Below are 21,747 nucleotides of genomic sequence, written 5' to 3'. Positions count from 1 at the left end.
ATGGTCGGTCTCAGGGATGACCCCGGAGGGACGATGCGCGGGTCGGGTCGGGTCGGCCCGGCTACGGCCGCGGCAGCACGATGCCCGAGTCGTACGCCTCGACGACGGCCTGGACCCGGTCGCGCACGCCGAGCTTGGTGAGGATGTGGCTCACGTGGGTCTTGACCGTGGTGGAGGACACGAACAGCTCGGCCGCGATCTCCTGGTTCGACAGCCCGCGTGCCATGAGGCGCAGCACCTCGACCTCGCGGTCGGAGAGGTCGCCGACCGCCTCGGGCGACGGCGTGTGGTCCTCCGGCACGGCCGGTGCGGTGCGCGCGAACTGCTCGATCACGCGCCGGGTCACCTCGGGGGCGAGCAGCGCCTCGCCGCCTGCGACCACGCGCACGGCGCTCACCAGTGCGTCGCCGTCGACGCTCTTGAGCAGGAAGCCGGACGCTCCGGCGCGCAACGCCTCGTACACGTATTCGTCGTCGTCGAAGGTGGTGAGGATCACGATGCGCGTGCCGGGATGCGCGGCGAGCACCTCGCGCGTCGCGGTGAGGCCGTCCATGCCCGGCATGCGGACGTCCATGAGGACCACGTCCGGAGCGTGCGCGGAGACTATCCCGGCCGCCTCGGCTCCCGACGTGGCCTCGGCGATCACGCGGATGTCGTCCTCGGACTCGAGGATCATGCGCAATCCCACCCGCACCATCGCCTGGTCGTCGACCAGCGCCACCCGGATCATCGTCCACCCTTCGTCGTGCTCGTGGACCGCCGGCCCACCTGATCGTCGGCGGACGGCAGGACCGCCCGCACCCGGAAGCCGCCCCCGCGGCGCGGACCGTACTCGAGCGAGCCGCCGAGCGCGTGGACGCGTTCCGCCATGCCGCGCAGGCCGTGGCCGCCGCTCTGGCGCGCCGCGTCGGAGATGATCCCGCGCCCGTCGTCCTCGACGAGCACCGTGACCTCGCCCGGGCTGCGTGCGACGGTCACCTGGGCATGCGCGCCCGGCCCGGCGTGCTTCATCGCGTTGGTGAGCGCCTCCTGCACCACCCGGTAGGCGCTGAGCTCGACGCCGGCGGGCACGTGCGCGGTGCCCTCGACGCTGAGCTCGACGGGCAGCCCCGCGTCCTCCACCTGCTGCGCCAGGGCGGGAAGCGCGGCGAGCGCGGGCATGGGCTCGAGCTCCGCGAGCGCCCGGTCACGCTCGGCCGTGTCCACCGCGTCCTGCTCGGTCGCGCGGAGCACGCCGATCATGCGCTGCATCTCCGCCAGTCCCGTGCGCCCCGAGGCGGCGATGGTCTCGAGCGCCTCGGACACCCGGGCGTCGCTGTCGCGGGCGAGGCGGCGCGCGCCCTCCGCCTGCAGGGTCATCACGGTGATCTCGTGCGCCACCACGTCGTGCAGCTCGCGCGCGATCCTCGCGCGCTCGGCGCGCACCGCATCGGCGGCGACCACCTGCTGCGCCTGCTCGCGCCGCGCGTGCTCGAGCTCGAGCTCGGTGATGCGTTCGCGGCGGCGGAAGTCGACGAACCCGATCATCATGGGCACCACCACCGCGAGAGTGACCGCGATGAGCGACGTCCACGAGACGAAGTCGGTGACGACGAGCCCCACCACGGTCCACGCGATCATGAGCGCCAGCACGGCGCCGCCGTGGAGCAGGGCCGTGCGCCGCGGCACGTAGGCCGCGAGCCCGTAGAGCGCGAGGTAGATGCCGAACATCGCGGCCGTGTCGGGGTAACCCAGCCCGACCGCCACGATCCACGGCACGAGGATCGCCCACACCACGATCCTCGGGTAGCGCTGCCGCCACGCCAACGGTGCGACCTGGGCGACGATCAGCGCGACGCCGAGCGCGTCGTAGTCGCGGGGCGCCGCGGCAAGATCGCCCGCGCCGCGGGCGCCGATGAGCGCGAGGACCAGCAGCGCCGCGGCGATCGCGATGTCACCCCAGCGCGGTCCCTTGGCGTCCATCAGGCCAGCGTAGGGCGCGGACCCTGCCCCGGCATCGTCCGCACGGACGAGCCTCCGCGCCTCTAGCCGTGAAACCGGTAGCCCACGCCACGCACCGTCTCGATCGCATCGGCCCCGAGGCGCGCCCGCAGGTATCTCACATACACGTCGAGCACGTTGTCGCGCGCCGCCGAGCCCCACACCTCCTCGAGCGCACGCGCCCGCGTCACGACGCCGCCCGCGTTCTCCATGAGCAGGCGGGCGAGCTGGAGCTCGCGCGGGCTCAGCTGCACCTCCTCGCCGTCGCACGTGAGACGTCGTGCGACGGGGTCGAGCTCGCAGCGGCCCACGCGCAGCGTCGGGTCCGGCGTGGCGCTGTCGCGGCGCGCGCGCAGGCGGATGCGGGCGACCAGCTCGTCGAACGAGAACGGCTTCGGCATGTAGTCGTCGGCGCCGCGTTCGAGCCCGCGCACGGTGTCCTCGGCCGAGGTCCGCGCGGTCAGGATGATGACCGGCAGGTCGGAGCCGGCCGCACGCAGGCGCCGCAGCACGGTGAAGCCCTCCTGGTCGGGCAGGCCGATGTCGAGGACCATGACGTCGTGGGTGCCCTCGAGCGCGAGCGCGAGGCCCTCGCGGCCGGTGCGTGCGTGGTCCATCTCGATCCCGACGGTGCGCAGGCCGTCGCGCAGGCTCGCCACGAGCCGTTGCTCATCCTCGACCAGCAGGATCCTCACGGCTCCTCCCGCCATGGCACGCGGATGACGAACGTGGACCCGTGGCCGGGCGTGGAAGCGATCTCGAGCTCGCCTCCGTGGGCGCGCGCGATCGCGCTCACCAGCGGCAGGCCCAGCCCCAAGCCGTCGGCGTCGGGGTCGAGGCGCACGAAGCGCTCGCGGACGGACTCGAGGTCCGCGGGAGCGATGCCGCGCCCCTCGTCCGATACCCACGCCAGCAGGTCGGCACCGTCGCGCGCAGTGCCCACCCGCACTGCCGAGCCGTCGGCGGCGAACTTCACGGCGTTGGCCGCGAGCTGCATCCACGCCTGCGTGAGCCGCTGCGGGTCGATGACGGCCGTGCCCTCCGCGCGCGACTCGACGCTCCACGCCCGGTCTCCGAGCGTCGCCATGCGTTCCGCGACGACGTCGGTGAGCGTCGCCATCGCGGTGGGCGCGAGGCGCAGGAACTCGGGGCGATCCGCCTTCGCGAGCGTGACCAGGTCCTCGACCAGCCGCGTCATGTCGGCGGTCACGTCGAGGAGCTCGTCCCGTGTCGCCTCGACCTGGTCCGCGTCACGCGGCTCGAGGAGCTCGAGACGCGTTCTGACTACCGTGAGCGGCGTACGGAGTTCGTGCGACGCGTCGTCGAGGAGCCGCCGCTGGTCGGAGAACGCCCGCTCGAGCCGGTCGAGCATGGCGTTGACGGTCCGCGACAGGCCCGCGAGATCGTCGTCGCCGACGATCGGCACGCGCTCGCCGAGGTCGTTCTCGCTGATGTGCCGCGCGGTGCGGTCAAGCAGCCGCACCGGCTCGAGAAGGCGGCCCACGGTGACGAACCCGAGCGCACCAATCGCGACGGTCGCGACCACCGCGACGATCGCGTACACGGTGAACGTGTCGACGAGCTCGCCGACTCGCGCGCCCTCGTCGATGGCGATGGCGAGGACCGCGACGCGTGTGCCGCCCGCGTCGATGAACGGTATGGCCGCGTAGCCGTACCGCGCGGTCGACGTCGCGGCGCGCCGCACCTCGACCGCGGTGGTCGTGTCGGACCACAGCAGGTCGACGAGCTCCTGATCATCCTCGAGCCGGAGCCGGCCCTCGCTCGCGGGCACGTATCGGGCGCGCCCGTCGACTATCGCGACCGCGCCCTCGTCCTCGGTGCCGGTGTACCGGGCGACCGCGTCCCGCATGAGGGCGTCGATCCCCGTCGGATCGTTCTCGGCGATCCACCGGAGGTAGTCGTCTGCGGTCGCTGACAACTCATCGGTGACGCCGCGCTCGACCGCATCACGCTCGATGAGGAATGCGGTGGTGCCGGCGACGACGAGCGACACCCCGGTGAGCGCCACCAGGTAGATCACCACGCGGGCGCGGACGGAACCCGCGCGAGCGCCGGACTGCCCGAACCGTGAGGTCATCGTCACCTTCCGGCGCCACGCTATCGGGTTCAGTCGTCCTCGTGCTCGCTCTCGTCGGCCGAGTCGTCGGAGCCGTGACCCGAGCTGCCGCTCGAGTCGTCGCTCGCGTCCTCGCCCGAGTCGTCGGAGCCGTGACCCGAGCTGCCGCTCGAGTCGTCGCGCGCGTCCTCGCCCGAGTCGTCGGAGTCGTCGGTGGTGGCGCGGTCGCCGCCCTTGTCGTCGGTCGCGTCGTCGGCGGAGTCGTGACCCGAGTCGTCAGCCTCGTCGTCGACGCGGGTGTCTCCCGGCGGCAGCGCGACGCTGTCGTCGGCCACATCGTCGCTCACGTCATCGGGGCGGTCGCCGCCGTGGTCGTCGGACAGGTCGTCCACCGACGGGCTGTGGGGGACCGCGGAGAGGGAGTCGTCCGGGGTCGAGCTCGACGATGATGACGGCTCGGGCGTCGAGTCGTCCGACGAGCCGACGACGACGGCGTCGCCCACGGTGGGGTCCGGCTCCGCGCCGGTGCCGGAGCGCGACAACGCGGTCGCCCCGACGCCGACCCCGAGCAGGACCGCGGATGCTGCGGCGATCGTGGCCGCGAACCTTGCTGCTGAGGTGTTCATGACCCCAGCCTGCTCGCCGTCGTCTGAGAGCTCTCTCAGACGACGGCCGCGGCGCGGAGGCGCGTCCGGTCGGGGAGGACGGCGACGACGTCGGGCGTGCGTCGCCCGGCCGCGTGTCGGGGTGCGTCCCGATTCCGGGGGCCCGGGACGGAGGTCGCGGACGCGTCGTCCCAGGCGCTCGCGACGCCGGCGCGCGGTGAAGCGCCGGCGGCCGATGCTGCGCCGACGAGGAGCGATCCGGCGGCGAGCAGCGTGACGGCGATGCGGGTGGCGGTGCGGGTGGCGGTGCGGGTGGCGGTGCGGGTCATGCCGCCAGCATGGTGTGCGCACCCTGGCAGGCGGCGCAGAGACCGCTCAGGGGAGGCTGTCAGTTGTCGTCGTGCCGGGTCCAGCGGAACGTGCGCACCGAGACGATGAGGCCCAGCACCATCCACAGCGCGAGGACGATCGCCGTCGCGGGATGCTGCCACGAGCCGCTCGCCTCGGCCGCCTCGAAGCTCTCGGGAAGGAACACCGACCGCATGCCCTGCGCGAGCCACTTGAGCGGGAACACCGCTGCCACATGCTGGAGGAACGTCGGGATCTGCGTGTAGACGAGGAAGACGCCGGAGGTGAACTGCAGGAACAGCACCAGCGGGGTGAGGATCGCGGACGCGGCCTTCGCGTTGCGCAGCAGCGACGACATGGCGATGCCCAGCGTGGTCGACGCGGCCGTGCCCAGCAGGAAGACCCACGTGAACGTCCACCACCCGCTGCCGGTGGGAAGCTCCGCGTCGTAGAGCGCGACGCCGATGGCGACCAGCGCCGCGATCTGCACCACCGACACCGCGAGCACCTGGGTCACCTTCGCCGCGAAGAACGCGGTCGCGGGCAGCGGCGTCGCGTGGACGCGTTTGAGCGCGTCCGAGTCGCGGTCGATGGCGATCGAGATCGCCAACGACTGGAAGCCCGTGTTGAGGATCCCCGAGGCGATCATGCCGGGCAGGAAGTACTGCGCGAAGGACACGCCGTCCGCGATCTCCTGCCCGCCGAACACCGACCCGAACAGGAGCAGCAGCATCATCGGGAAGAAGAAGATGAAGACCATCTGCTCCCGGGTCCGCGTGAACTCCTTGACCTCGACCACGAAGCGCCCACGGGTCATGGACATCCAGGTGGGGACCGACGATGCTCGGGTGGTGGTCATGCCGAGCCCTCCTGGGTCGCGTCCTCGCCGGCTGACACGTTCGCGGCGTCGCCGATCAGCCGGAGATAGACATCCTCGAGCGACGGATGGACCACCTCGAGGCCCGCGATCTCTTCGGGCGTGCGGGCGAGCAGCTCGCGCAGGAACGCCGTGGGTGTCGCGGTCTCCTCGGTGCGGGTGACGCCGTCCTCCGTCCAGGTGACGCGGGCATCGGCGGCGCGAGCGCGCAGGCCGGCCGGCGTGTCCAGGGCGACCATGCGACCGGCGGCGATGATGCCGATGCGGTCCGCGAGGTGGTCGGCCTCGTCCAGGTAGTGGGTGGTGAGGAGGATGGTGGTGCCGTCGCCGCGGACGGACTCGATGAGCGTCCAGAACTGGCGCCGCGCCTCGGGGTCGAAGCCCGTGGTCGGCTCGTCGAGGAACACCATCTCGGGGCGGCCTATCAGCGCAAGCGCGACGTCGAGGCGCCTCCGCTGTCCGCCGGACAGCGTCGCCGGCTTCGAGCCCGCCTTCTCGGTGAGTCCCACGGCCTCGAGCATCTCGTCGACGCCGCGGGGGGACGTGTACAGGCTCGCGGCGTAGCGCAGCGCCTCGCTCGCGGTGAGCGAGCCGCGCTCTGCGGTGCCCTGCAGCATGATGCCGACGCGGCTGCGCCACTGCTTGGTCGCGTGGTGCGGGTCGACACCGAGGACGCTCACGTCGCCCGCGGTGCGCTTGCGGAAGCCCTCGAGGATCTCGACGGTGGTCGACTTGCCGGCGCCGTTCGGTCCCAGCAGCGCGAACACCTCGCCGCGCGGGATCTCGAGGTCGAGGCCGTCGACGGCATGCAGGTCGCCGTAATGCTTGTGCAGGCCGGCGATGGTGATCGCGGGTTCGGTCATGCCGTCGAGCCTAGCCAGCCCGCCCGCCAGGTGCCTCCGCCGGGAGACGGAAGGGGCGCATCGTCCCGCGGAACGATGCGCCCCTTCCGGTCGCGGGCGGCGCGTCAGCCGGCGAGCAGGTTCTGGATGCGGCCGACGCCCTCGACCAGGTCCTCGTCGCCGAGCGCGTAGCTGAGGCGCATGAAGCCGGACGGGCCGAACGCCTCGCCGGGGACCACCGCCACCTCTGCCTGCTCGAGGATCACGGTCGCGAGGTCCGCGCTCGAGGCGATCTCGACGCCGCCGACGGTGCGGCCGATGAGGCCCTCGACCGACGGGTACGCGTAGAACGCGCCCTTCGGGGTGGGGCACACCACGCCGTCGATCTGGCGGAGCATGTCGACCATGGTGCGGCGACGGCGGTCGAACGCCTCGCGCATCTGGTGGACCTCCTCGAGGCCGCCCTCGAGCGCCGCGATCGCCGCGCGCTGCGACACGTTCGCGACGTTCGACGTGAGGTGGCTCTGGAAGTTCGCCGCGGCCTTGGTGACGTCGGCGGGGGAGACCATCCAGCCCACGCGCCATCCGGTCATCGCGTAGGTCTTGGCGACGCCGTTGAGGACGATCGTCTGGTCGGCGAGCTCGGGGACCGCCTTGACGATGGGGGTGAACGTCGCGTCGTCGTAGGTGAGGTGCTCGTAGATCTCGTCGGTGAGGACCCAGATGCCGTGCTCGAGGGCCCACTCGCCGATCGCCTTGGTCTGCTCGGGCGAGTAGACGGCGCCGGTGGGGTTCGACGGGCTGCAGAACAGCAGGGCCTTCGTGCGCTCCGTGCGGGCGGCCTCGAGCTGCTCGACGGTGACGAGGTACTCCTGGTCGGCGCCGGCGAACACCTCGACGGCGGAGCCGCCGGCGAGCGCGATGGCCTCGGGGTAGGTGGTCCAGTACGGGGCGGGGAGGAGGACCTCGTCGCCCGGGTCGACGATCGCGGCGAATGCCTGGAACACGGCCTGCTTGCCACCGTTGGTGACGATGACCTGGGCGGGATCGATCTCGTAGCCGCTGTCGCGCAGCGTCTTGTCCGCGATCGCCTGCTTGAGCTCGGGCAGGCCGGCCGCGGGCGTGTAGCGGTGGTTGCGCGGCTCACGCGCGGCCGCGACCGCCGCCTCGACGATGAAGTCGGGCGTGGGGAAGTCGGGCTCGCCGGCGCCGAACCCGATCACGGGGCGGCCGGCGGCCTTGAGCGCCTTCGCCTTCGAGTCGACGGCGAGGGTGGCGGACGGCGCGATGGCGCCGAGGCGGGCGGAGACACGGCGTGCGGGCTTCATGCGGGTCATTGTTCCACCTGCGCCCCCGCGGCGGTGTCCGCGATGTGGGACGCGTGCACCTCCGCGCGGACCGGCACGGCGGCGGGCGCTCGCGGACTAGGCGAGGGCCCGCGCCTTGAGCTGCGCGTACTCCTCCGGCGTGATCGCTCCGGAGTCGAGCAGCGCCTTCGCGCGGGAGATCTCGGTGGCGGGCTGTCGCGTGAGCACGTCGATGTCCGCGTCGTCGTATGCGAGGCTCCTGGTGTACTCCACCTCCGCGGCCCGATAGTCGCGGGCCGCGGCCATGTCGCGCTCGGCCATGCCCCTGCCCCGCGCGAGGAGGTAGATGAGCGCGCCGAGCGCGGGAAGGAGGATCAGCAGCAGCGTCCACCCGACCTTGGCGCCGGTGCCGATCTCGTCGTCCCGCCATGCGTCGATCACGAACCGGATCATCAGGAAGATGAACATCACCCAGATGGTGATCCACAGTGACCACCAGAGGATGTCGAGGAAGTTGGCGAAGAAGTCCATGGCGGTGCCCCCTGTTGTGCTGTGTCCTGCCCCCGATCTCACGGTAATACCTGGCATGGGAGAGCGCGCGGGGTGGTGACGGGGCGGGGAGCGGCACGGTGGCGACTCCCAATGACACTTGCGAGCGATGAGACGCGGATCGACTCGTGAGACGAACACATCCTTCACGCGAGAACGCACGAGTCTCAAACGTCATTGGGAGTCGTCGGTTCATTGGCGCCGAGCCGATGCACCCAGGTTGCGGTGCAACTGTGTTCATCCTCAGATGCGCGGTCTACGCTCGCGCCCCCCTCGTCGAGCGGCGACGCTCGGGCGATGGATGTCGTGGGGGCTGTGGCCGGTCTGGGCGGGTGCGCGCGCCGTGCACACCTGCTGCGGCTCGGGTTCACCGACCGGCAACTCATGGCGGCGGTGGAGCGCGGACTACTCGTCCGACCGCATCGGGGTTGCTTCGCGGTCAAGGAGGCATCGTCTTGGGCGGTGCGCACGCGAGTCCTGTCCGCGCAGCTGACCTGTGTCAGCGCAGCACGGTGGTTGGACCTGCCGCTCCTCCGCACGCCGCGAGGTCTTCACCTCGCGCTCCCGGCCGACCGCGGACTCGTCGCGGACGATCGGCGCAGGCGACGTGACCTGGTGCTCCACAGGCTCGCGCGCGGGGTGACCGCTGAAGGAGACGCGCTCTGCGCGCCAGCTCTTGCCATCATCGACCATCTGGGCGCGTGCGTGCCGGCGCTCGAGCAACTGGTCGCACTCGACGCCGCGCTCAACCGCGAGCTCCTCACCACGGACGACGTGTGGCGGCTCACGGCAACCGCGATTCCCCGACGGTCGTGGCTCGCCGTCCAAGCCGAGCCGCGCTCACAAGCGCCAGGCGAGACCCTGGCGCGCATGGAGCTGAAGGCCGCAGGCCTCGCGGTCGAGCCTCAGGTGCTGATCCCAGGTGTCGGCCACGTCGACCTGGTGGTCGAAGGGCGCGTGGTTGTCGAGGTGGACGGGCTCACGTACCACTCGAGCCCGGAGGCGATGGAGGAGGACGAGCGCCGTGACAGAGAGCTCGCGCTGCGGGGCATCTCGCGGCTCCGCTACCCCTATTCGGTGGTGCGACGATCGCGCGGATTGATCGCCCGTCAGGTGCGGGCGCTCCTGATGACCGCATCGAGCCCCGCAGCCTGATGACTGCCAAGGACGCTTGTGGCTCGATCGCACTCAAGTGGCCTGCGGTGCAGTCACATCCTTCACGGGAGAATGCACGAGTCCCAAGTGTCATTGGAAGTCCACACGACGCACCCGCCCGACACTGCCGTCCCGCGCCTTCCCCGCCGTCCGCTACTCTGGTCCGGCGCACATGGCGGGTGGCGACGAGGCCGCCCACGAACCCGGGTTCGACTTCTCTCCCGGAACCGCGTAACATGTGACGTCGGCGATTGACTTTCGTCAGGCTGGTTCGCGCCTTCGGGCGGGTTGCAGCAGGGCAGAGGGACATGAGCCGCGGGGCCCCGTGAGGGATCCCGAAGGGCAGTGGCGCAATTGGTAGCGCACCGGTCTCCAAAACCGGCGGTTGTGGGTTCGAGTCCCTCCTGCCCTGCGTACGCGGGGATCTCCCGCGAGCGCAATCCAGAGAGAAGGACTTTTCGGTGAGCGAATCTGCCGTGACGGATTCCGGAGAGAAGGACCCGCGGCACGAGTCGCGCGAGGGTCTGAACATCTTCGGACGCATCGCGCTGTTCGTGCGCCAGGTCATCTCCGAGCTGCGACGTGTGGTCACCCCCACGCGCCAGGAGCTGATCCGCTACATCTGGATCGTTCTCGGCTTCGTGGCCGTGATGATGATCCTGGTGTTCGCGCTGGACTTCGTGTTCGGCTGGGTCTCGGCGAAGGTGTTCGGCGGCTGAGGCCGCCTCAAGGGGAGTGAGTGATGAGCGACGAGAAGAGTGACGAGACGGTGATGAGCGAGATCGACGGCCTGGAGCCCGAGGTCGCCGAGGCGACCCCCGCGGACGAGCTGACCGCGGACGAGCAGATCGCCGACGAGCCGCAGGCGGACGATGCGGTCGAGGCCGACATCGACGCCCCGATCGCCGACCCGGTCGCCGAGTTCAAGTCCCGCCTCCGCACCCTTGAGGGCGACTGGTACGTGGTCCACAGCTACTCGGGTCACGAGAAGCGCGTGAAGGCCGCGATCGAGCACCGCATCGAGAGCCTCCACATGGAGGACTACATCTTCCAGGTCGAGGTGACCATGGAAGAGGTCGCGGAGATCAAGGGCGGCCAGCGCAAGCTCGTCACCCGCGTCCGGATGCCCGGATACGTCCTGGTGCGCATGTACCTCACGGACGAGTCGTGGGGCGCCGTGCGCAACACCCCGGGTGTGACCGGCTTCGTCGGCCACGCCCACAACCCCGTCCCGCTCACCATCGACGAGGTCTACTCGATGCTGGCGCCCAAGGAGGTGGCCGAGGCGGCCGCCGCCGAGGAGTCCGCCACCACGCAGGCCCCCGTCGAGGTCGAGTTCGAGGTCGGCGAGTCGGTCACCGTCATCGACGGCCCGTTCGCGACCCTCCCGGGCACGATCTCGGAGATCTCGGCTGAGAGCCAGAAGCTCCACGTGCTCGTCTCCATCTTCGGCCGGGAGACCCCGGTCGAGCTGTCGTTCACCCAGGTCACCAAGATCTAGCTCGCGACAGCGAACCTGCGGCCGCCAAGCCGCACAGGCAACAAGATAAGGACCCTCAACATGGCACCCGCGAAGAAGAAGAAGGTCACTGGGCTGATCAAGCTTCAGATCCAGGCCGGCGCCGCCAACCCTGCCCCGCCGGTCGGTCCGGCGCTCGGTCAGCACGGCGTCAACATCATGGAGTTCTGCAAGGCGTACAACGCCGCGACCGAGTCGCAGCGTGGCAACGTCGTGCCCGTCGAGATCACCGTGTACGAGGACCGCTCGTTCACGTTCGTGCTCAAGACGCCTCCGGCCGCCGAGCTCATCAAGAAGGCAGCCGGCGTCGCCAAGGGCTCGTCGACCCCGCACACCGTCAAGGTCGCGAACCTGACCGACGCTCAGGTGCGTGAGATCGCCGAGGCCAAGATGGCCGACCTCAACGCCAACGACATCGACGCCGCCGCGAAGATCATCGCCGGCACCGCCCGCTCCATGGGCATCACGGTCTCCTAAGGACCTCCCACCTCAGTGGCAGGGCCGCGCTGGCCCGCACCACGAACTGCAAAGGAACAACGCAGATGACCAAGCGCTCCAAGGCTTACCGCGACGCAGCCCAGCTCGTCGACCGTGGCCAGCTGTACACGCCGATCGAGGCCCTCCGCCTCGCTCAGAAGACGTCCTCGAAGAACACCGACTCGACCATCGACGTCGTGTTCAAGCTCGGCGTCGACCCCCGTCACGCGGACCAGATGGTCCGCTCCACCGTCATCCTGCCGAACGGCACCGGCAAGACCGCCAGGGTCCTGGTCTTCGCCAACGGTGACAAGGCAGAGGCTGCCCGCGAGGCGGGCGCCGACATCGTCGGTGGCGACGAGCTCATCGAGGAGGTGGCCGCCGGCCGCCAGGACTTCGACGCCGTCGTGGCGACGCCCGACCTCATGGGCAAGGTCGGCCGCCTGGGCCGCGTGCTCGGCCCCCGTGGCCTCATGCCGAACCCGAAGACGGGCACCGTGACGATGGACGTGGCGAAGGCCGTGTCCGACATCAAGGGCGGAAAGATCGAGTTCCGCGTCGACAAGCACGCCAACCTGCACACCGTGCTGGGCAAGGCGTCCTTCGGCGACGAGAAGCTGCTCGAGAACTTCCAGGCCGTGGTCGACGAGGTGCTCCGCGCCAAGCCGTCCGCCTCGAAGGGCCGCTACATCGTCAAGGCCTCGATCTCGGCGACGCAGGGCCCCGGCATCCCGATCGACGCCCTCGCGAAGTCCGAGGCGTAAGCAGCGGGCATCCCAGACTCTCGCGCCCCGACCGGCGACCCCGGCACGGACGCGGAGCAGAGCGGCCCACGTGACGCCACCGCGTCCCACGCGCCGCTCCTGGCCCGGCTCCCCCCGCGGGGGAGCCGGGCCTTCTCGCATCCCGGGGCACGATGCCGGGTTCACCCGGGCGCGCCAGGCGTCCGCCGCATCGTCCCCCGCATTCGATTTGCGGACGATGCGCGCGTCCCGTACTATGGACGAGCCCAAGACCGCCGGTCGTCGGGCCCGGGTTCCCCGGGTTCGACCGAAGTCCCGCTCATGCGGGGTCCAGCGCAGGTGAAGCTGAAGCGCCGAGCGCGCGAACGTCTGGGCGGCCCACGGGCCGCCCTTTCCGTTTGCGGATCAGGCCCCCGGCCCCGCCTGCGCGGGGCCTTTCTCATGTGGGGGATGGGACGGGCGGTCATCCGAAGGAAGGACAAACATGGCGACGCCAGACAAGGTGAACGCTGTTGCAGAGCTCGCGGACGACTTCCGCAGCTCCGCGGCGGTGCTGATCACCGAGTACCGCGGCCTCTCCGTCCCGCAGCTCGCGAAGCTGCGCGGTGAGATCCGCGGCGCCGCGACCTACAAGGTCGCGAAGAACACTCTGACGGCGCTCGCGGCCAAGGACGCCGGCATCGAGGGTCTCGACGACCTTCTGACCGGCCCCACGGCCATCGCATTCGTGACCGGTGACCCGGTCGAGGCTGCGAAGGGTCTCAAGGCTTTTGCCAAGGAGAACGACAAGCTCGTCATCAAGGGCGGCGTTCTCGAGGGCAAGGTGATCTCTGCTGATGAGGTCAAGAAGCTGGCGGACCTCGAGTCCCGCGAGGTTCTGCTCGCCAAGGCTGCCGGCGCCATGAAGGCGTCGCTCTTTGGTGCTGCATACCTGTTCCAGGCACCGCTTGCTCAGGCAGCGCGCGCCGTCGACGCCCTGCGTGCGAAGCAGGAAGACGCGGCCTAAGGGCCGCACCCCACTACACACATCTGCTTCACGCAGGCAAGAGAGAAGGAAGTCATCATGGCTAAGCTCACCACCGAGGAGCTCATCGAGCAGTTCAAGGAGCTCTCGCTCATCGAGCTCTCGGAGTTCGTGAAGGCGTTCGAGGAGACCTTCGAGGTCACCGCCGCCGCTCCGGTCGCCGTTGCCGCTGCCCCCGCCGCCGGCGGCGAGGCCGCTGCCGAGGTCGAGGAGAAGGACGAGTTCGACGTCTTCCTCGCCGCCGTCGGCGACAAGAAGATCCAGGTCATCAAGGAGGTCCGCGCGCTCACCGGTCTCGGCCTGGGCGAGGCGAAGGCGCTCGTGGACGAGGCCCCCAAGGCCGTCCTCGAGGGCGCGAAGAAGGACGACGCCGAGAAGGCCAAGGCTCAGCTCGAGGCCGCCGGCGCCACCGTCGAGCTCAAGTAGTTCGCACGGCTTCAGCCGCACCTTCTGAACGGGGTCGGGTCCGCGAGGACCCGGCCCCGTTCTGCCGTTCCCGGGGGACGATGCGCGGGTTCCGTGCGCGCGGAGGCGGGCCCGGGCATCGTCCCGTGTCGCAATTCGGGAACCGTCGGCGTGTCGGCTGGCGCTGCGGCGCCGGGCGAGTGGACAAACCTTGCGCGGCGCTGTAGTCTGACGACTTGCGCTGTCTATCGCCCTGCCCTCAAATGCCTACCTGGCGTGCGTCCGCTTGTAGCGGGTTTCGCCCCAGGATCCGGTGGAGCCGCGGCTAGGCATCGTGGTCACGCACGATCATAAAGGGAAGGAACCACCCTTGGCTGCCTCGCGCACCGATTCCGCCATCTCCAACCGTTCCGCATCGCGCCGTATCTCCTTCGCACAGATCCAGGACCCCATCGAGGTCCCGAACCTGATCGGTCTCCAGACCGAGAGCTTCGACTGGCTTCTGGGCAACACCGCGTGGCAGGCCCGTGTGGCCGCCGCCAAGGAGCACGGCCGGAACGACGTCCCGGAGGTGGCAGGCCTCCAGGAGATCTTCGAGGAGATCTCTCCGATCGAGGACTTCGGACAGACCATGTCCCTGTCCTTCTCGGACCCGTACTTCGAGGAGCCCCGCTACACGCCGGAGGAGTGCAAGGAGAAGGACTTCACCTACTCCGCTCAGCTGTTCGTGACCGCCGAGTTCATGAACAACACCACCGGCGAGATCAAGTCGCAGACCGTCTTCATGGGCGACTTCCCGCTGATGAGCAGCCAGGGCACGTTCATCGTGAACGGCACCGAGCGCGTCGTCGTGTCGCAGCTGGTCCGTTCGCCCGGCGTGTACTTCGAGCGCACCCCCGACAAGACGTCCGACAAGGACATCTTCACCGCGAAGGTCATCCCCTCGCGCGGCGCCTGGCTCGAGTTCGAGATCGACAAGCGTGACGCCGTGGGCGTCCGCGTCGACCGCAAGCGCAAGCAGCCCGTCACGCTCTTCCTCAAGGCCCTCGGCATGACCGAGGACCAGATCGCGGAGGAGTTCGCGCAGTTCCCGGCCGTCCTCGAGACCCTGGCCAAGGACACCGTCCACGGCCACGAGGAGGCGCTCGTCGACCTGTACCGCAAGCTGCGTCCGGGCGAGCCGCCGACCGTCGAGGCGGGCCAGAACCTGCTCGACAACTTCTACTTCAACTCCAAGCGCTACGACCTCGCCAAGGTGGGCCGCTTCAAGCTCAACAAGAAGCTGGGCCTCGCGAAGGAGCTCGGCGACTCGGTGCTGGGCCTCGACGACATCGTCGCGACCATCAAGTACATCGCCGCCGCCCACGCGGGCGTCGCGACGCTGGACGGCGCCGACGGCGACGTGCGCGTCGAGACCGACGACATCGACCACTTCGGCAACCGCCGCATCCGCGCGGTGGGCGAGCTGATCCAGAACCAGATCCGCACGGGCCTGTCGCGCATGGAGCGCGTGGTGCGCGAGCGCATGACCACGCAGGACGTCGAGGCCATCACGCCGCAGACGCTCATCAACACGCGTCCGGTCGTCGCCGCGATCCGCGAGTTCTTCGGCACCTCGCAGCTGTCGCAGTTCATGGACCAGAACAACCCGCTCGCGGGCCTCACGCACAAGCGCCGCCTCTCGGCGCTGGGCCCCGGCGGCCTCTCGCGTGACCGCGCCGGCATGGAGGTTCGTGACGTCCACGCGTCGCACTACGGCCGCATGTGCCCGATCGAGACGCCTGAGGGCCCGAACATCGGCCTCATCGGCTCGCTCGCGTCCTTCGGCCGCATCAACCCCCTCGGCTTCGTCGAGACCCCGTACCGCAAGGTCGTCAAGGGTGTCGTGTCGGAGCAGGTCGACTACCTGACCGCGGACGACGAGGACCACTTCGTCATCGCGCAGGCGAACGCCGGCCTCGACGACAACGGCCGCTTCACCGACGAGCGCGTGCTCGTCCGTGGCCGCGGCGGCGAGGTCGAGTTCGTCGCCCGTGAGGCCGTGGACTACATGGACGTCTCGCCGCGCCAGATGGTGTCGGTGGGTACCGCCCTCATCCCGTTCCTCGAGCACGACGACGCGAACCGCGCGCTCATGGGCGCGAACATGCAGCGCCAGGCGGTGCCGCTGGTCCGCTCCGAGGCGCCGCTGGTCGGCACCGGCATGGAGCGCCGTGCGGCCATCGACGCCGGCGACGTGGTCGTCGCGACCAAGGAGGGCGTGGTCACCGAGGTGAGCTCGGACCTCGTCACCGTGGCGAACGACGACGGCACCACCGGCTCGTACCGCATCGCGAAGTTCCAGCGCTCGAACCAGGGCACGTCCTACAACCAGCGCGTCGTGGTCGACGAGGGTGCCCGCGTGGTGCCCGGCTCGGTCATCGCCGACGGTCCCGCGACCGACGAGGGCGACCTCGCGCTCGGCAAGAACCTGCTCGTGGCGTTCATGTGCTGGGAGGGTCACAACTACGAGGACGCGATCATCCTGTCGCAGCGCCTCGTCCAGGACGACGTCCTGAGCTCCATCCACATCGAGGAGCACGAGGTCGACGCGCGCGACACCAAGCTCGGCCCCGAGGAGATCACCCGCGACATCCCCAACGCCTCCGAGGAGGCGCTGGCGGACCTCGACGAGCGCGGCATCATCCGCATCGGCGCCGAGGTGCGTGCGGGCGACATCCTCGTCGGCAAGGTCACCCCCAAGGGTGAGACCGAGCTGACCCCGGAGGAGCGCCTCCTGCGCGCGATCTTCGGCGAGAAGGCCCGCGAGGTGCGCGACACGTCCCTCAAGGTGCCCCACGGCGAGTCCGGCACCGTGATCGGCGTCCGCGTGTTCACCGAGGAGGACGGCGACGACCTCCCCGCCGGCGTGAACCAGCTGGTCCGCGTCTACATCGCGCAGCGCCGCAAGATCCAGGAGGGCGACAAGCTCGCCGGCCGCCACGGCAACAAGGGCGTCATCTCGACGATCCTGCCGGTCGAGGACATGCCGTTCCTCGAGGACGGCACGCCGGTCGACGTCATCCTCAACCCGCTCGGTGTCCCCGGCCGTATGAACGTCGGCCAGGTCCTCGAGACCCACACGGGCTGGATCGCGAAGCACGGCTGGGACGCCACCGGCGCCACGGGCGAGTGGACCAAGAACCTGCCCGAGGGCGCCGTCACGTCGGAGCCGGGCACCCCGGTCGCGACGCCGGTGTTCGACGGCCTGCGCGAGGACGTCCTCGGCGGCCTCCGCACGGTGGTCAACCCGAACCGTGACGGCGTGCGCCTGGTCAACCAGGAGGGCAAGGCCCGCCTGTTCGACGGCCGCACCGGAGAGCCGTTCCCCGAGCCGATCGCGGTGGGCTACAAGTACATCCTCAAGCTCCACCACCTGGTCGACGACAAGATCCACGCGCGCTCGACCGGCCCGTACTCGATGATCACGCAGCAGCCCCTGGGCGGTAAGGCCCAGTTCGGCGGCCAGCGGTTCGGCGAGATGGAGGTGTGGGCCCTCGAGGCGTACGGCGCCGCCTACGCGCTTCAGGAGCTCCTGACCATCAAGTCGGATGACGTCACCGGTCGTGTGAAGGTCTACGAGGCGATCGTCAAGGGTCAGAACATCCCGGAGCCGGGCCTGCCCGAGTCGTTCCGCGTCCTCATGAAGGAGATGCAGTCGCTCTGCCTCAACGTCGAGGTCCTCAACCACGAGGGCCACGTCATCGAGATGCGCGAGACCGACGACGACGCCTACCAGGCGGCTGAGTCGCTCGGCATCTCCCTGTCCAGCCGTCCCGATGCCTCGAGCGTCGACGAGATCTGACGAGCTTCGAGCTCACTCCATACAGAAGAAGTTTTCGGTGCCGGCACACCAGCCGGCAGTAAGGAAGTAGAACCTTGCTCGACGTCAACGAGTTCGGCGACCTTCGCATCGGCCTCGCGACCGCGGATGAGATCCGCAACTGGTCGCACGGTGAAGTGAAGAAGCCCGAGACGATCAACTACCGCACGCTCAAGCCGGAGAAGGACGGCCTGTTCTGCGAGAAGATCTTCGGCCCCACCCGCGACTGGGAGTGCGGCTGCGGCAAGTACAAGCGTGTCCGCTACCGCGGCATCGTGTGCGAGCGCTGCGGTGTCGAGGTGACCCGCTCGAAGGTCCGCCGTGAGCGGATGGGCCACATCGAGCTCGCCGCCCCCGTCACCCACATCTGGTACTTCAAGGGCGTCCCGTCGCGCCTCGGCTACCTGCTCGACCTCGCCCCGAAGGACCTGGAGAAGGTCATCTACTTCGCGGCGTACATGGTCACCGAGGTGGACGACGAGGGCCGTCACGAGGACCTCCCGCAGCTCCGCAACGAGCTGGAGAAGGAGAAGAAGGCCCTCGCGAACGACCGCGACGTGCAGATCAACGCGCGCGCCGAGAAGCTCGAGAAGGACCTCGCGGAGCTCGAGGCGGAGGGCGCCAAGTCCGACGTCAAGCGCAAGGTCAAGGACGGCGCGGAGCGCGAGATGGCCAACATCCGCAAGCGCGCCGACGCCGAGATCGAGCGCCTCGACGCCATCTTCGACCGCTTCGCCGGCCTCAAGGTCCAGGACCTCGAGGGCGACGAGATGCTCTACCGCGAGATGTCGCGCCGCTACGGCTCGTACTTCAAGGGCTCCATGGGTGCGGAGGCGATCCAGAAGCGCCTCCAGACCTTCGACCTCGAGGCCGAGGCGGAGAAGCTGCGCGAGATCATCGCGACCGGCAAGGGCCAGCGCAAGACCCGCGCGCTCAAGCGGCTCAAGGTGGTCAACGCGTTCCTCACGACCACCAACTCGCCCGAGGGCATGGTGCTCGACTGCGTCCCGGTGATCCCGCCGGACCTGCGCCCCATGGTCCAGCTCGACGGTGGCCGCTTCGCGACCTCCGACCTCAACGACCTGTACCGCCGCGTCATCAACCGCAACAACCGCCTCAAGCGCCTGCTCGACCTCGGTGCGCCCGAGATCATCGTGAACAACGAGAAGCGCATGCTGCAGGAGGCCGTGGACTCGCTGTTCGACAACGGCCGTCGCGGCCGCCCGGTCACGGGCCCCGGCAACCGCCCCCTCAAGTCCATCTCGGACATGCTCAAGGGCAAGCAGGGTCGCTTCCGTCAGAACCTGCTCGGCAAGCGCGTCGACTACTCGGGCCGTTCGGTCATCGTGGTCGGCCCGACCCTCAAGCTGCACCAGTGCGGCCTGCCCAAGCAGATGGCGCTCGAGCTGTTCAAGCCGTTCGTCATGAAGCGTCTGGTCGAGCTCAACCACGCGCAGAACATCAAGTCCGCCAAGCGCATGGTCGAGCGGTCGCGCTCCGAGGTGTGGGACGTCCTCGAAGAGGTCATCCGCGAGCACCCGGTGCTGCTCAACCGCGCGCCCACGCTGCACCGCCTCGGCATCCAGGCGTTCGAGCCCCAGCTGGTCGAGGGCAAGGCCATCCACCTGCACCCGCTCGTCTGCGGCGCGTTCAACGCCGACTTCGACGGTGACCAGATGGCCGTGCACCTGCCGCTGTCGGCGGAGGCGCAGGCCGAGGCCCGCGTGCTGATGCTCTCGAGCAACAACATCCTCAAGCCGTCCGACGGCCGTCCGGTGACCATGCCCTCGCAGGACATGATCATCGGCCTCTACCACCTCTCGCTCCTCAAGGAGGGCGAGAAGGGCGAGGGCCTGGTCTTCGGCACGCAGTCCGAGGCCGTCATGGCGCTCGACGCCGGCACCATCCACCTCAACTCGGAGATCCGCCTCCGCGTGGACGGCGACACCGTCCCGCCGGTCGACTTCGAGCTGCCGGAGGGCCACGTCGACGGCGAGCCGTTCATGCTCACCACCACGCTCGGTCGGTCGCTGTTCAACGACCTGCTGCCGGTGTCGTACCCGTACGTCAACCGCAACGTCGACAAGAAGGTGCTCGGCGACATCGTCAACACCCTCGCGGAGCGCTACCCGAAGGTCGAGGTCGCGGCCTCGCTCGACGCCCTCAAGGCGGCGGGCTTCCACTGGGCGACCCGCTCGGGCGTGACGATCGCCATCGGCGACGTCGCCACCCCGGCGAACAAGCAGGAGATCCTCGAGCGTTACGAGGCGCAGGCCGCGAAGGTGCAGGACCAGTTCGACACCGGTCTCATCACCGACGACGAGCGCCGTCAGGAGCTCATCGAGATCTGGACCCAGGCGACCAACGAGGTCGACAAGGCCATGCGTGAGTCCTTCCCCAAGCACAACACCGTCCACACCATGGTCGGCTCGGGTGCTCGAGGCAACTGGATGCAGGTCCGTCAGATCGCCGGTATGCGCGGCCTCGTGGCGAACCCGAAGGGTGAGATCATCCCGCGTCCGATCAAGTCGAACTACCGCGAGGGTCTGTCCGTCCTCGAGTACTTCATCGCGACCCACGGTGCCCGCAAGGGCCTCGCGGACACCGCGCTGCGTACCGCGGACTCCGGCTACCTCACGCGTCGACTCGTGGACGTGTCGCAGGACGTCATCGTCCGCGAGGAGGACTGCGGCACCGAGCGCGGCCTGGCGATGCCCATCGCCGAGCTCACGGCCGGTGGCGAGCGCGTCAAGCACGATCGCGTGGAGACCTCGGTGTTCGCCCGCACGCTGGCGACCGACGTCGAGGACGCGGACGGCACCGTCGTGGCGAAGGCCGGTGCCGACGTCGGCGACGTCATCATCGACGCGCTGATCGAGGCCGGCGTCGACTCGGTGAAGGTCCGCTCGGTCCTCACCTGCGAGTCGGTGGTGGGCACGTGCGCGAAGTGCTACGGCCGTTCGCTCGCGACCCGCGAGCTCGTCGACATCGGCGAGGCCGTCGGCATCATCGCGGCCCAGTCGATCGGCGAGCCCGGCACCCAGCTGACCATGCGTACGTTCCACACCGGTGGTGTGGCGTCCGCGGACGACATCACGCAGGGTCTGCCGCGTGTCCAGGAACTCTTCGAGGCCCGTACCCCCAAGGGTGAGGCCCCGATCTCCGAGGTCACGGGCAAGCTCAAGGTCGACGACTCCGAGGCGACCCGTCGCCTGGTGGTCACCCCCGACAACGGGGACGAGCCGGTCGAGTACCCGGTCACCAAGCGCGCGCGCCTCCTGGTCCAGGACGGCGAGCACGTCGAGGTGGGCCAGCAGCTCGTCGCCGGTGCGGTCGACCCGAAGAACGTGCTCCGCATCCTCGGTCCCCGCGCCACCCAGAAGCACCTGGTGGACGAGGTCCAGAACGTGTACCGCTCGCAGGGTGTGGAGATCCACGACAAGCACATCGAGGTCATCGTGCGGCAGATGCTGCGTCGCGTGACCGTGCTGGACTCCGGCGAGACGAACCTGCTTCCGGGCGAGCTCGTGGAGCGCAGCCGCTTCGAGACCGCGAACCGTGAGACCGTGACCGCCGGCGGCAAGCCCGCCTCCGCGCGTCCCGAGCTCATGGGCATCACGAAGGCGTCGCTCGCGACGGAGTCGTGGCTCTCGGCGGCCTCCTTCCAGGAGACCACCCGCGTCCTCACCGAGGCCGCGATGTCCGGCAAGTCGGACTCGCTGCTCGGCCTCAAGGAGAACGTCATCATCGGAAAGCTCATCCCCGCTGGTACGGGCCTTGCCCAGTACCGCACGGCGACGGTCGAGCCGACCGAGGAGGCGAAGGCCAACCTGTTCCCGACCTTCGGGTACGAGGAGTGGGACGGCCAGTTCTTCGGCGAGGGCACCGGCCAGGCCGTGCCGCTCGAGGAGTTCGACATCCGAGACTGACCTTACGACGGGGCCGGCGGGCGCAGTCCGCTTTTGACGGCGGCGCGG

Annotated in this window: 19 protein-coding genes and 1 tRNA gene; 10 read left to right on the top strand and 10 right to left on the bottom strand. The window is 69.6% G+C overall.

Going from position 1 to position 21,747, the window contains the following annotated elements; genetic code table 11:
* Positions 1–61 precede the first annotated feature (61 nt).
* From AOM01_RS12360 to AOM01_RS12315, 10 genes are all read right to left on the bottom strand, one after another.
* A complete protein-coding gene (locus AOM01_RS12360) occupies positions 62–730 on the bottom strand; it encodes a response regulator (protein WP_062294038.1) in 669 nt (222 codons plus the stop codon).
* The gene (locus AOM01_RS12355) at positions 727–1,962 is read right to left on the bottom strand and encodes a sensor histidine kinase (protein WP_062294035.1); all 1,236 of its coding nucleotides are present in this window, start codon (positions 1,960–1,962) and stop codon (positions 727–729) included. Before AOM01_RS12355 ends, AOM01_RS12360 begins: the two co-directional genes overlap by 4 nt.
* A 62-nt stretch (positions 1,963–2,024) precedes the next feature.
* Positions 2,025–2,675: a response regulator transcription factor gene (locus tag AOM01_RS12350; protein ID WP_369401591.1), complete on the bottom strand. Its 651-nt coding sequence runs from the start codon at positions 2,673–2,675 to the stop codon at positions 2,025–2,027.
* The gene (locus AOM01_RS12345) at positions 2,672–4,078 is read right to left on the bottom strand and encodes a sensor histidine kinase (protein WP_062294030.1); all 1,407 of its coding nucleotides are present in this window, start codon (positions 4,076–4,078) and stop codon (positions 2,672–2,674) included. Before AOM01_RS12345 ends, AOM01_RS12350 begins: the two co-directional genes overlap by 4 nt.
* A 29-nt stretch (positions 4,079–4,107) precedes the next feature.
* Positions 4,108–4,683: a hypothetical protein gene (locus AOM01_RS12340; protein WP_062294028.1), complete on the bottom strand. Its 576-nt coding sequence runs from the start codon at positions 4,681–4,683 to the stop codon at positions 4,108–4,110.
* Between the two features lie 35 nt (positions 4,684–4,718).
* The gene (locus AOM01_RS12335; protein WP_062294026.1) at positions 4,719–4,991 is read right to left on the bottom strand and encodes a hypothetical protein; all 273 of its coding nucleotides are present in this window, start codon (positions 4,989–4,991) and stop codon (positions 4,719–4,721) included.
* A gap of 59 nt (positions 4,992–5,050) precedes the next feature.
* The gene (locus AOM01_RS12330) at positions 5,051–5,869 is read right to left on the bottom strand and encodes an ABC transporter permease (protein ID WP_062294025.1); all 819 of its coding nucleotides are present in this window, start codon (positions 5,867–5,869) and stop codon (positions 5,051–5,053) included.
* Positions 5,866–6,750, bottom strand: coding sequence for an ABC transporter ATP-binding protein (locus AOM01_RS12325; protein WP_062294023.1), 885 nt, complete (start codon positions 6,748–6,750; stop codon positions 5,866–5,868). The genes AOM01_RS12330 and AOM01_RS12325 overlap by 4 nt, the downstream gene beginning before the upstream one ends.
* A 104-nt stretch (positions 6,751–6,854) precedes the next feature.
* Positions 6,855–8,057, bottom strand: coding sequence for a pyridoxal phosphate-dependent aminotransferase (locus tag AOM01_RS12320; protein WP_174441895.1), 1,203 nt, complete (start codon positions 8,055–8,057; stop codon positions 6,855–6,857).
* Positions 8,058–8,153: 96 nt separating this feature from the next.
* Positions 8,154–8,567 (bottom strand): SHOCT domain-containing protein, encoded by a 414-nt coding sequence (locus tag AOM01_RS12315; protein ID WP_062294018.1) that lies wholly within the window; start codon positions 8,565–8,567, stop codon positions 8,154–8,156.
* 633 nt (positions 8,568–9,200) lie between these two features.
* Between AOM01_RS12315 and AOM01_RS12310 the strand changes: the two genes are divergently transcribed.
* The 10 genes from AOM01_RS12310 to AOM01_RS12265 all read left to right on the top strand — a co-directional run bounded on the left by AOM01_RS12310 (position 9,201) and on the right by AOM01_RS12265 (position 21,699).
* Entirely contained in the window at positions 9,201–9,740 is a 540-nt protein-coding gene (locus tag AOM01_RS12310; RefSeq protein ID WP_169746562.1) for a putative endonuclease domain-containing protein, read from the top strand.
* Positions 9,741–10,079: 339 nt separating this feature from the next.
* Positions 10,080–10,152 (top strand) — tRNA-Trp (locus AOM01_RS12305).
* Positions 10,153–10,201: 49 nt separating this feature from the next.
* A complete protein-coding gene (gene secE, locus AOM01_RS12300) occupies positions 10,202–10,459 on the top strand; it encodes a preprotein translocase subunit SecE (protein ID WP_062294013.1) in 258 nt (85 codons plus the stop codon).
* Between the two features lie 23 nt (positions 10,460–10,482).
* Positions 10,483–11,241, top strand: coding sequence for a transcription termination/antitermination protein NusG (gene nusG / locus AOM01_RS12295; protein WP_062294009.1), 759 nt, complete (start codon positions 10,483–10,485; stop codon positions 11,239–11,241).
* Between the two features lie 60 nt (positions 11,242–11,301).
* Positions 11,302–11,736 (top strand): 50S ribosomal protein L11, encoded by a 435-nt coding sequence (gene rplK / locus AOM01_RS12290; protein ID WP_062294006.1) that lies wholly within the window; start codon positions 11,302–11,304, stop codon positions 11,734–11,736.
* 65 nt (positions 11,737–11,801) lie between these two features.
* Positions 11,802–12,500, top strand: a complete 699-nt coding sequence (rplA, locus tag AOM01_RS12285) for a 50S ribosomal protein L1 (RefSeq protein ID WP_062294003.1) — start codon at positions 11,802–11,804, stop codon at positions 12,498–12,500.
* 463 nt (positions 12,501–12,963) lie between these two features.
* Positions 12,964–13,485 carry a 50S ribosomal protein L10 gene (gene rplJ / locus AOM01_RS12280; protein WP_062294000.1) on the top strand — a complete coding sequence of 174 codons (522 nt, stop codon included), beginning with the start codon at positions 12,964–12,966 and terminating at the stop codon, positions 13,483–13,485.
* Between the two features lie 57 nt (positions 13,486–13,542).
* On the top strand, positions 13,543–13,929 hold the full coding sequence (rplL, locus tag AOM01_RS12275) for a 50S ribosomal protein L7/L12 (RefSeq protein WP_062293997.1): 387 nt from the start codon (positions 13,543–13,545) through the stop codon (positions 13,927–13,929).
* Positions 13,930–14,278: 349 nt separating this feature from the next.
* Positions 14,279–17,752 carry a DNA-directed RNA polymerase subunit beta gene (rpoB, locus tag AOM01_RS12270; RefSeq protein ID WP_062293993.1) on the top strand — a complete coding sequence of 1,158 codons (3,474 nt, stop codon included), beginning with the start codon at positions 14,279–14,281 and terminating at the stop codon, positions 17,750–17,752.
* A 74-nt stretch (positions 17,753–17,826) separates the two neighbouring features.
* Positions 17,827–21,699: a DNA-directed RNA polymerase subunit beta' gene (locus AOM01_RS12265; RefSeq protein ID WP_062293990.1), complete on the top strand. Its 3,873-nt coding sequence runs from the start codon at positions 17,827–17,829 to the stop codon at positions 21,697–21,699.
* Positions 21,700–21,747 lie beyond the last annotated feature (48 nt).

Origin of the sequence: Demequina phytophila, assembly GCF_000971135.1 — a bacterium.
GTDB lineage: Bacteria > Actinomycetota > Actinomycetes > Actinomycetales > Demequinaceae > Demequina > Demequina phytophila.
This window is presented reverse-complemented; position numbering and strand designations above follow the sequence as displayed.

What these genes read in the sequence shown, in the direction of transcription:
- rplJ (WP_062294000.1), top strand. Translation starts at nt 12,964, where the DNA reads ATGGCGACGCCAGACAAGGTGAACGCTGTTGCAGAGCTCGCGGACGAC.
- AOM01_RS12355 (WP_062294035.1), bottom strand. Translation starts at nt 1,962, where the DNA reads ATGGACGCCAAGGGACCGCGCTGGGGTGACATCGCGATCGCCGCGGCG.
- AOM01_RS12335 (WP_062294026.1), bottom strand. Translation starts at nt 4,991, where the DNA reads ATGACCCGCACCGCCACCCGCACCGCCACCCGCACCGCCACCCGCATC.
- AOM01_RS12340 (WP_062294028.1), bottom strand. Translation starts at nt 4,683, where the DNA reads ATGAACACCTCAGCAGCAAGGTTCGCGGCCACGATCGCCGCAGCATCC.
- AOM01_RS12320 (WP_174441895.1), bottom strand. Translation starts at nt 8,057, where the DNA reads ATGAAGCCCGCACGCCGTGTCTCCGCCCGCCTCGGCGCCATCGCGCCG.
- nusG (WP_062294009.1), top strand. Translation starts at nt 10,483, where the DNA reads ATGAGCGACGAGAAGAGTGACGAGACGGTGATGAGCGAGATCGACGGC.
- AOM01_RS12325 (WP_062294023.1), bottom strand. Translation starts at nt 6,750, where the DNA reads ATGACCGAACCCGCGATCACCATCGCCGGCCTGCACAAGCATTACGGC.
- rplL (WP_062293997.1), top strand. Translation starts at nt 13,543, where the DNA reads ATGGCTAAGCTCACCACCGAGGAGCTCATCGAGCAGTTCAAGGAGCTC.
- AOM01_RS12360 (WP_062294038.1), bottom strand. Translation starts at nt 730, where the DNA reads ATGATCCGGGTGGCGCTGGTCGACGACCAGGCGATGGTGCGGGTGGGA.
- rplA (WP_062294003.1), top strand. Translation starts at nt 11,802, where the DNA reads ATGACCAAGCGCTCCAAGGCTTACCGCGACGCAGCCCAGCTCGTCGAC.
- AOM01_RS12345 (WP_062294030.1), bottom strand. Translation starts at nt 4,078, where the DNA reads ATGACCTCACGGTTCGGGCAGTCCGGCGCTCGCGCGGGTTCCGTCCGC.
- AOM01_RS12330 (WP_062294025.1), bottom strand. Translation starts at nt 5,869, where the DNA reads ATGACCACCACCCGAGCATCGTCGGTCCCCACCTGGATGTCCATGACC.
- rplK (WP_062294006.1), top strand. Translation starts at nt 11,302, where the DNA reads ATGGCACCCGCGAAGAAGAAGAAGGTCACTGGGCTGATCAAGCTTCAG.
- AOM01_RS12315 (WP_062294018.1), bottom strand. Translation starts at nt 8,567, where the DNA reads ATGGACTTCTTCGCCAACTTCCTCGACATCCTCTGGTGGTCACTGTGG.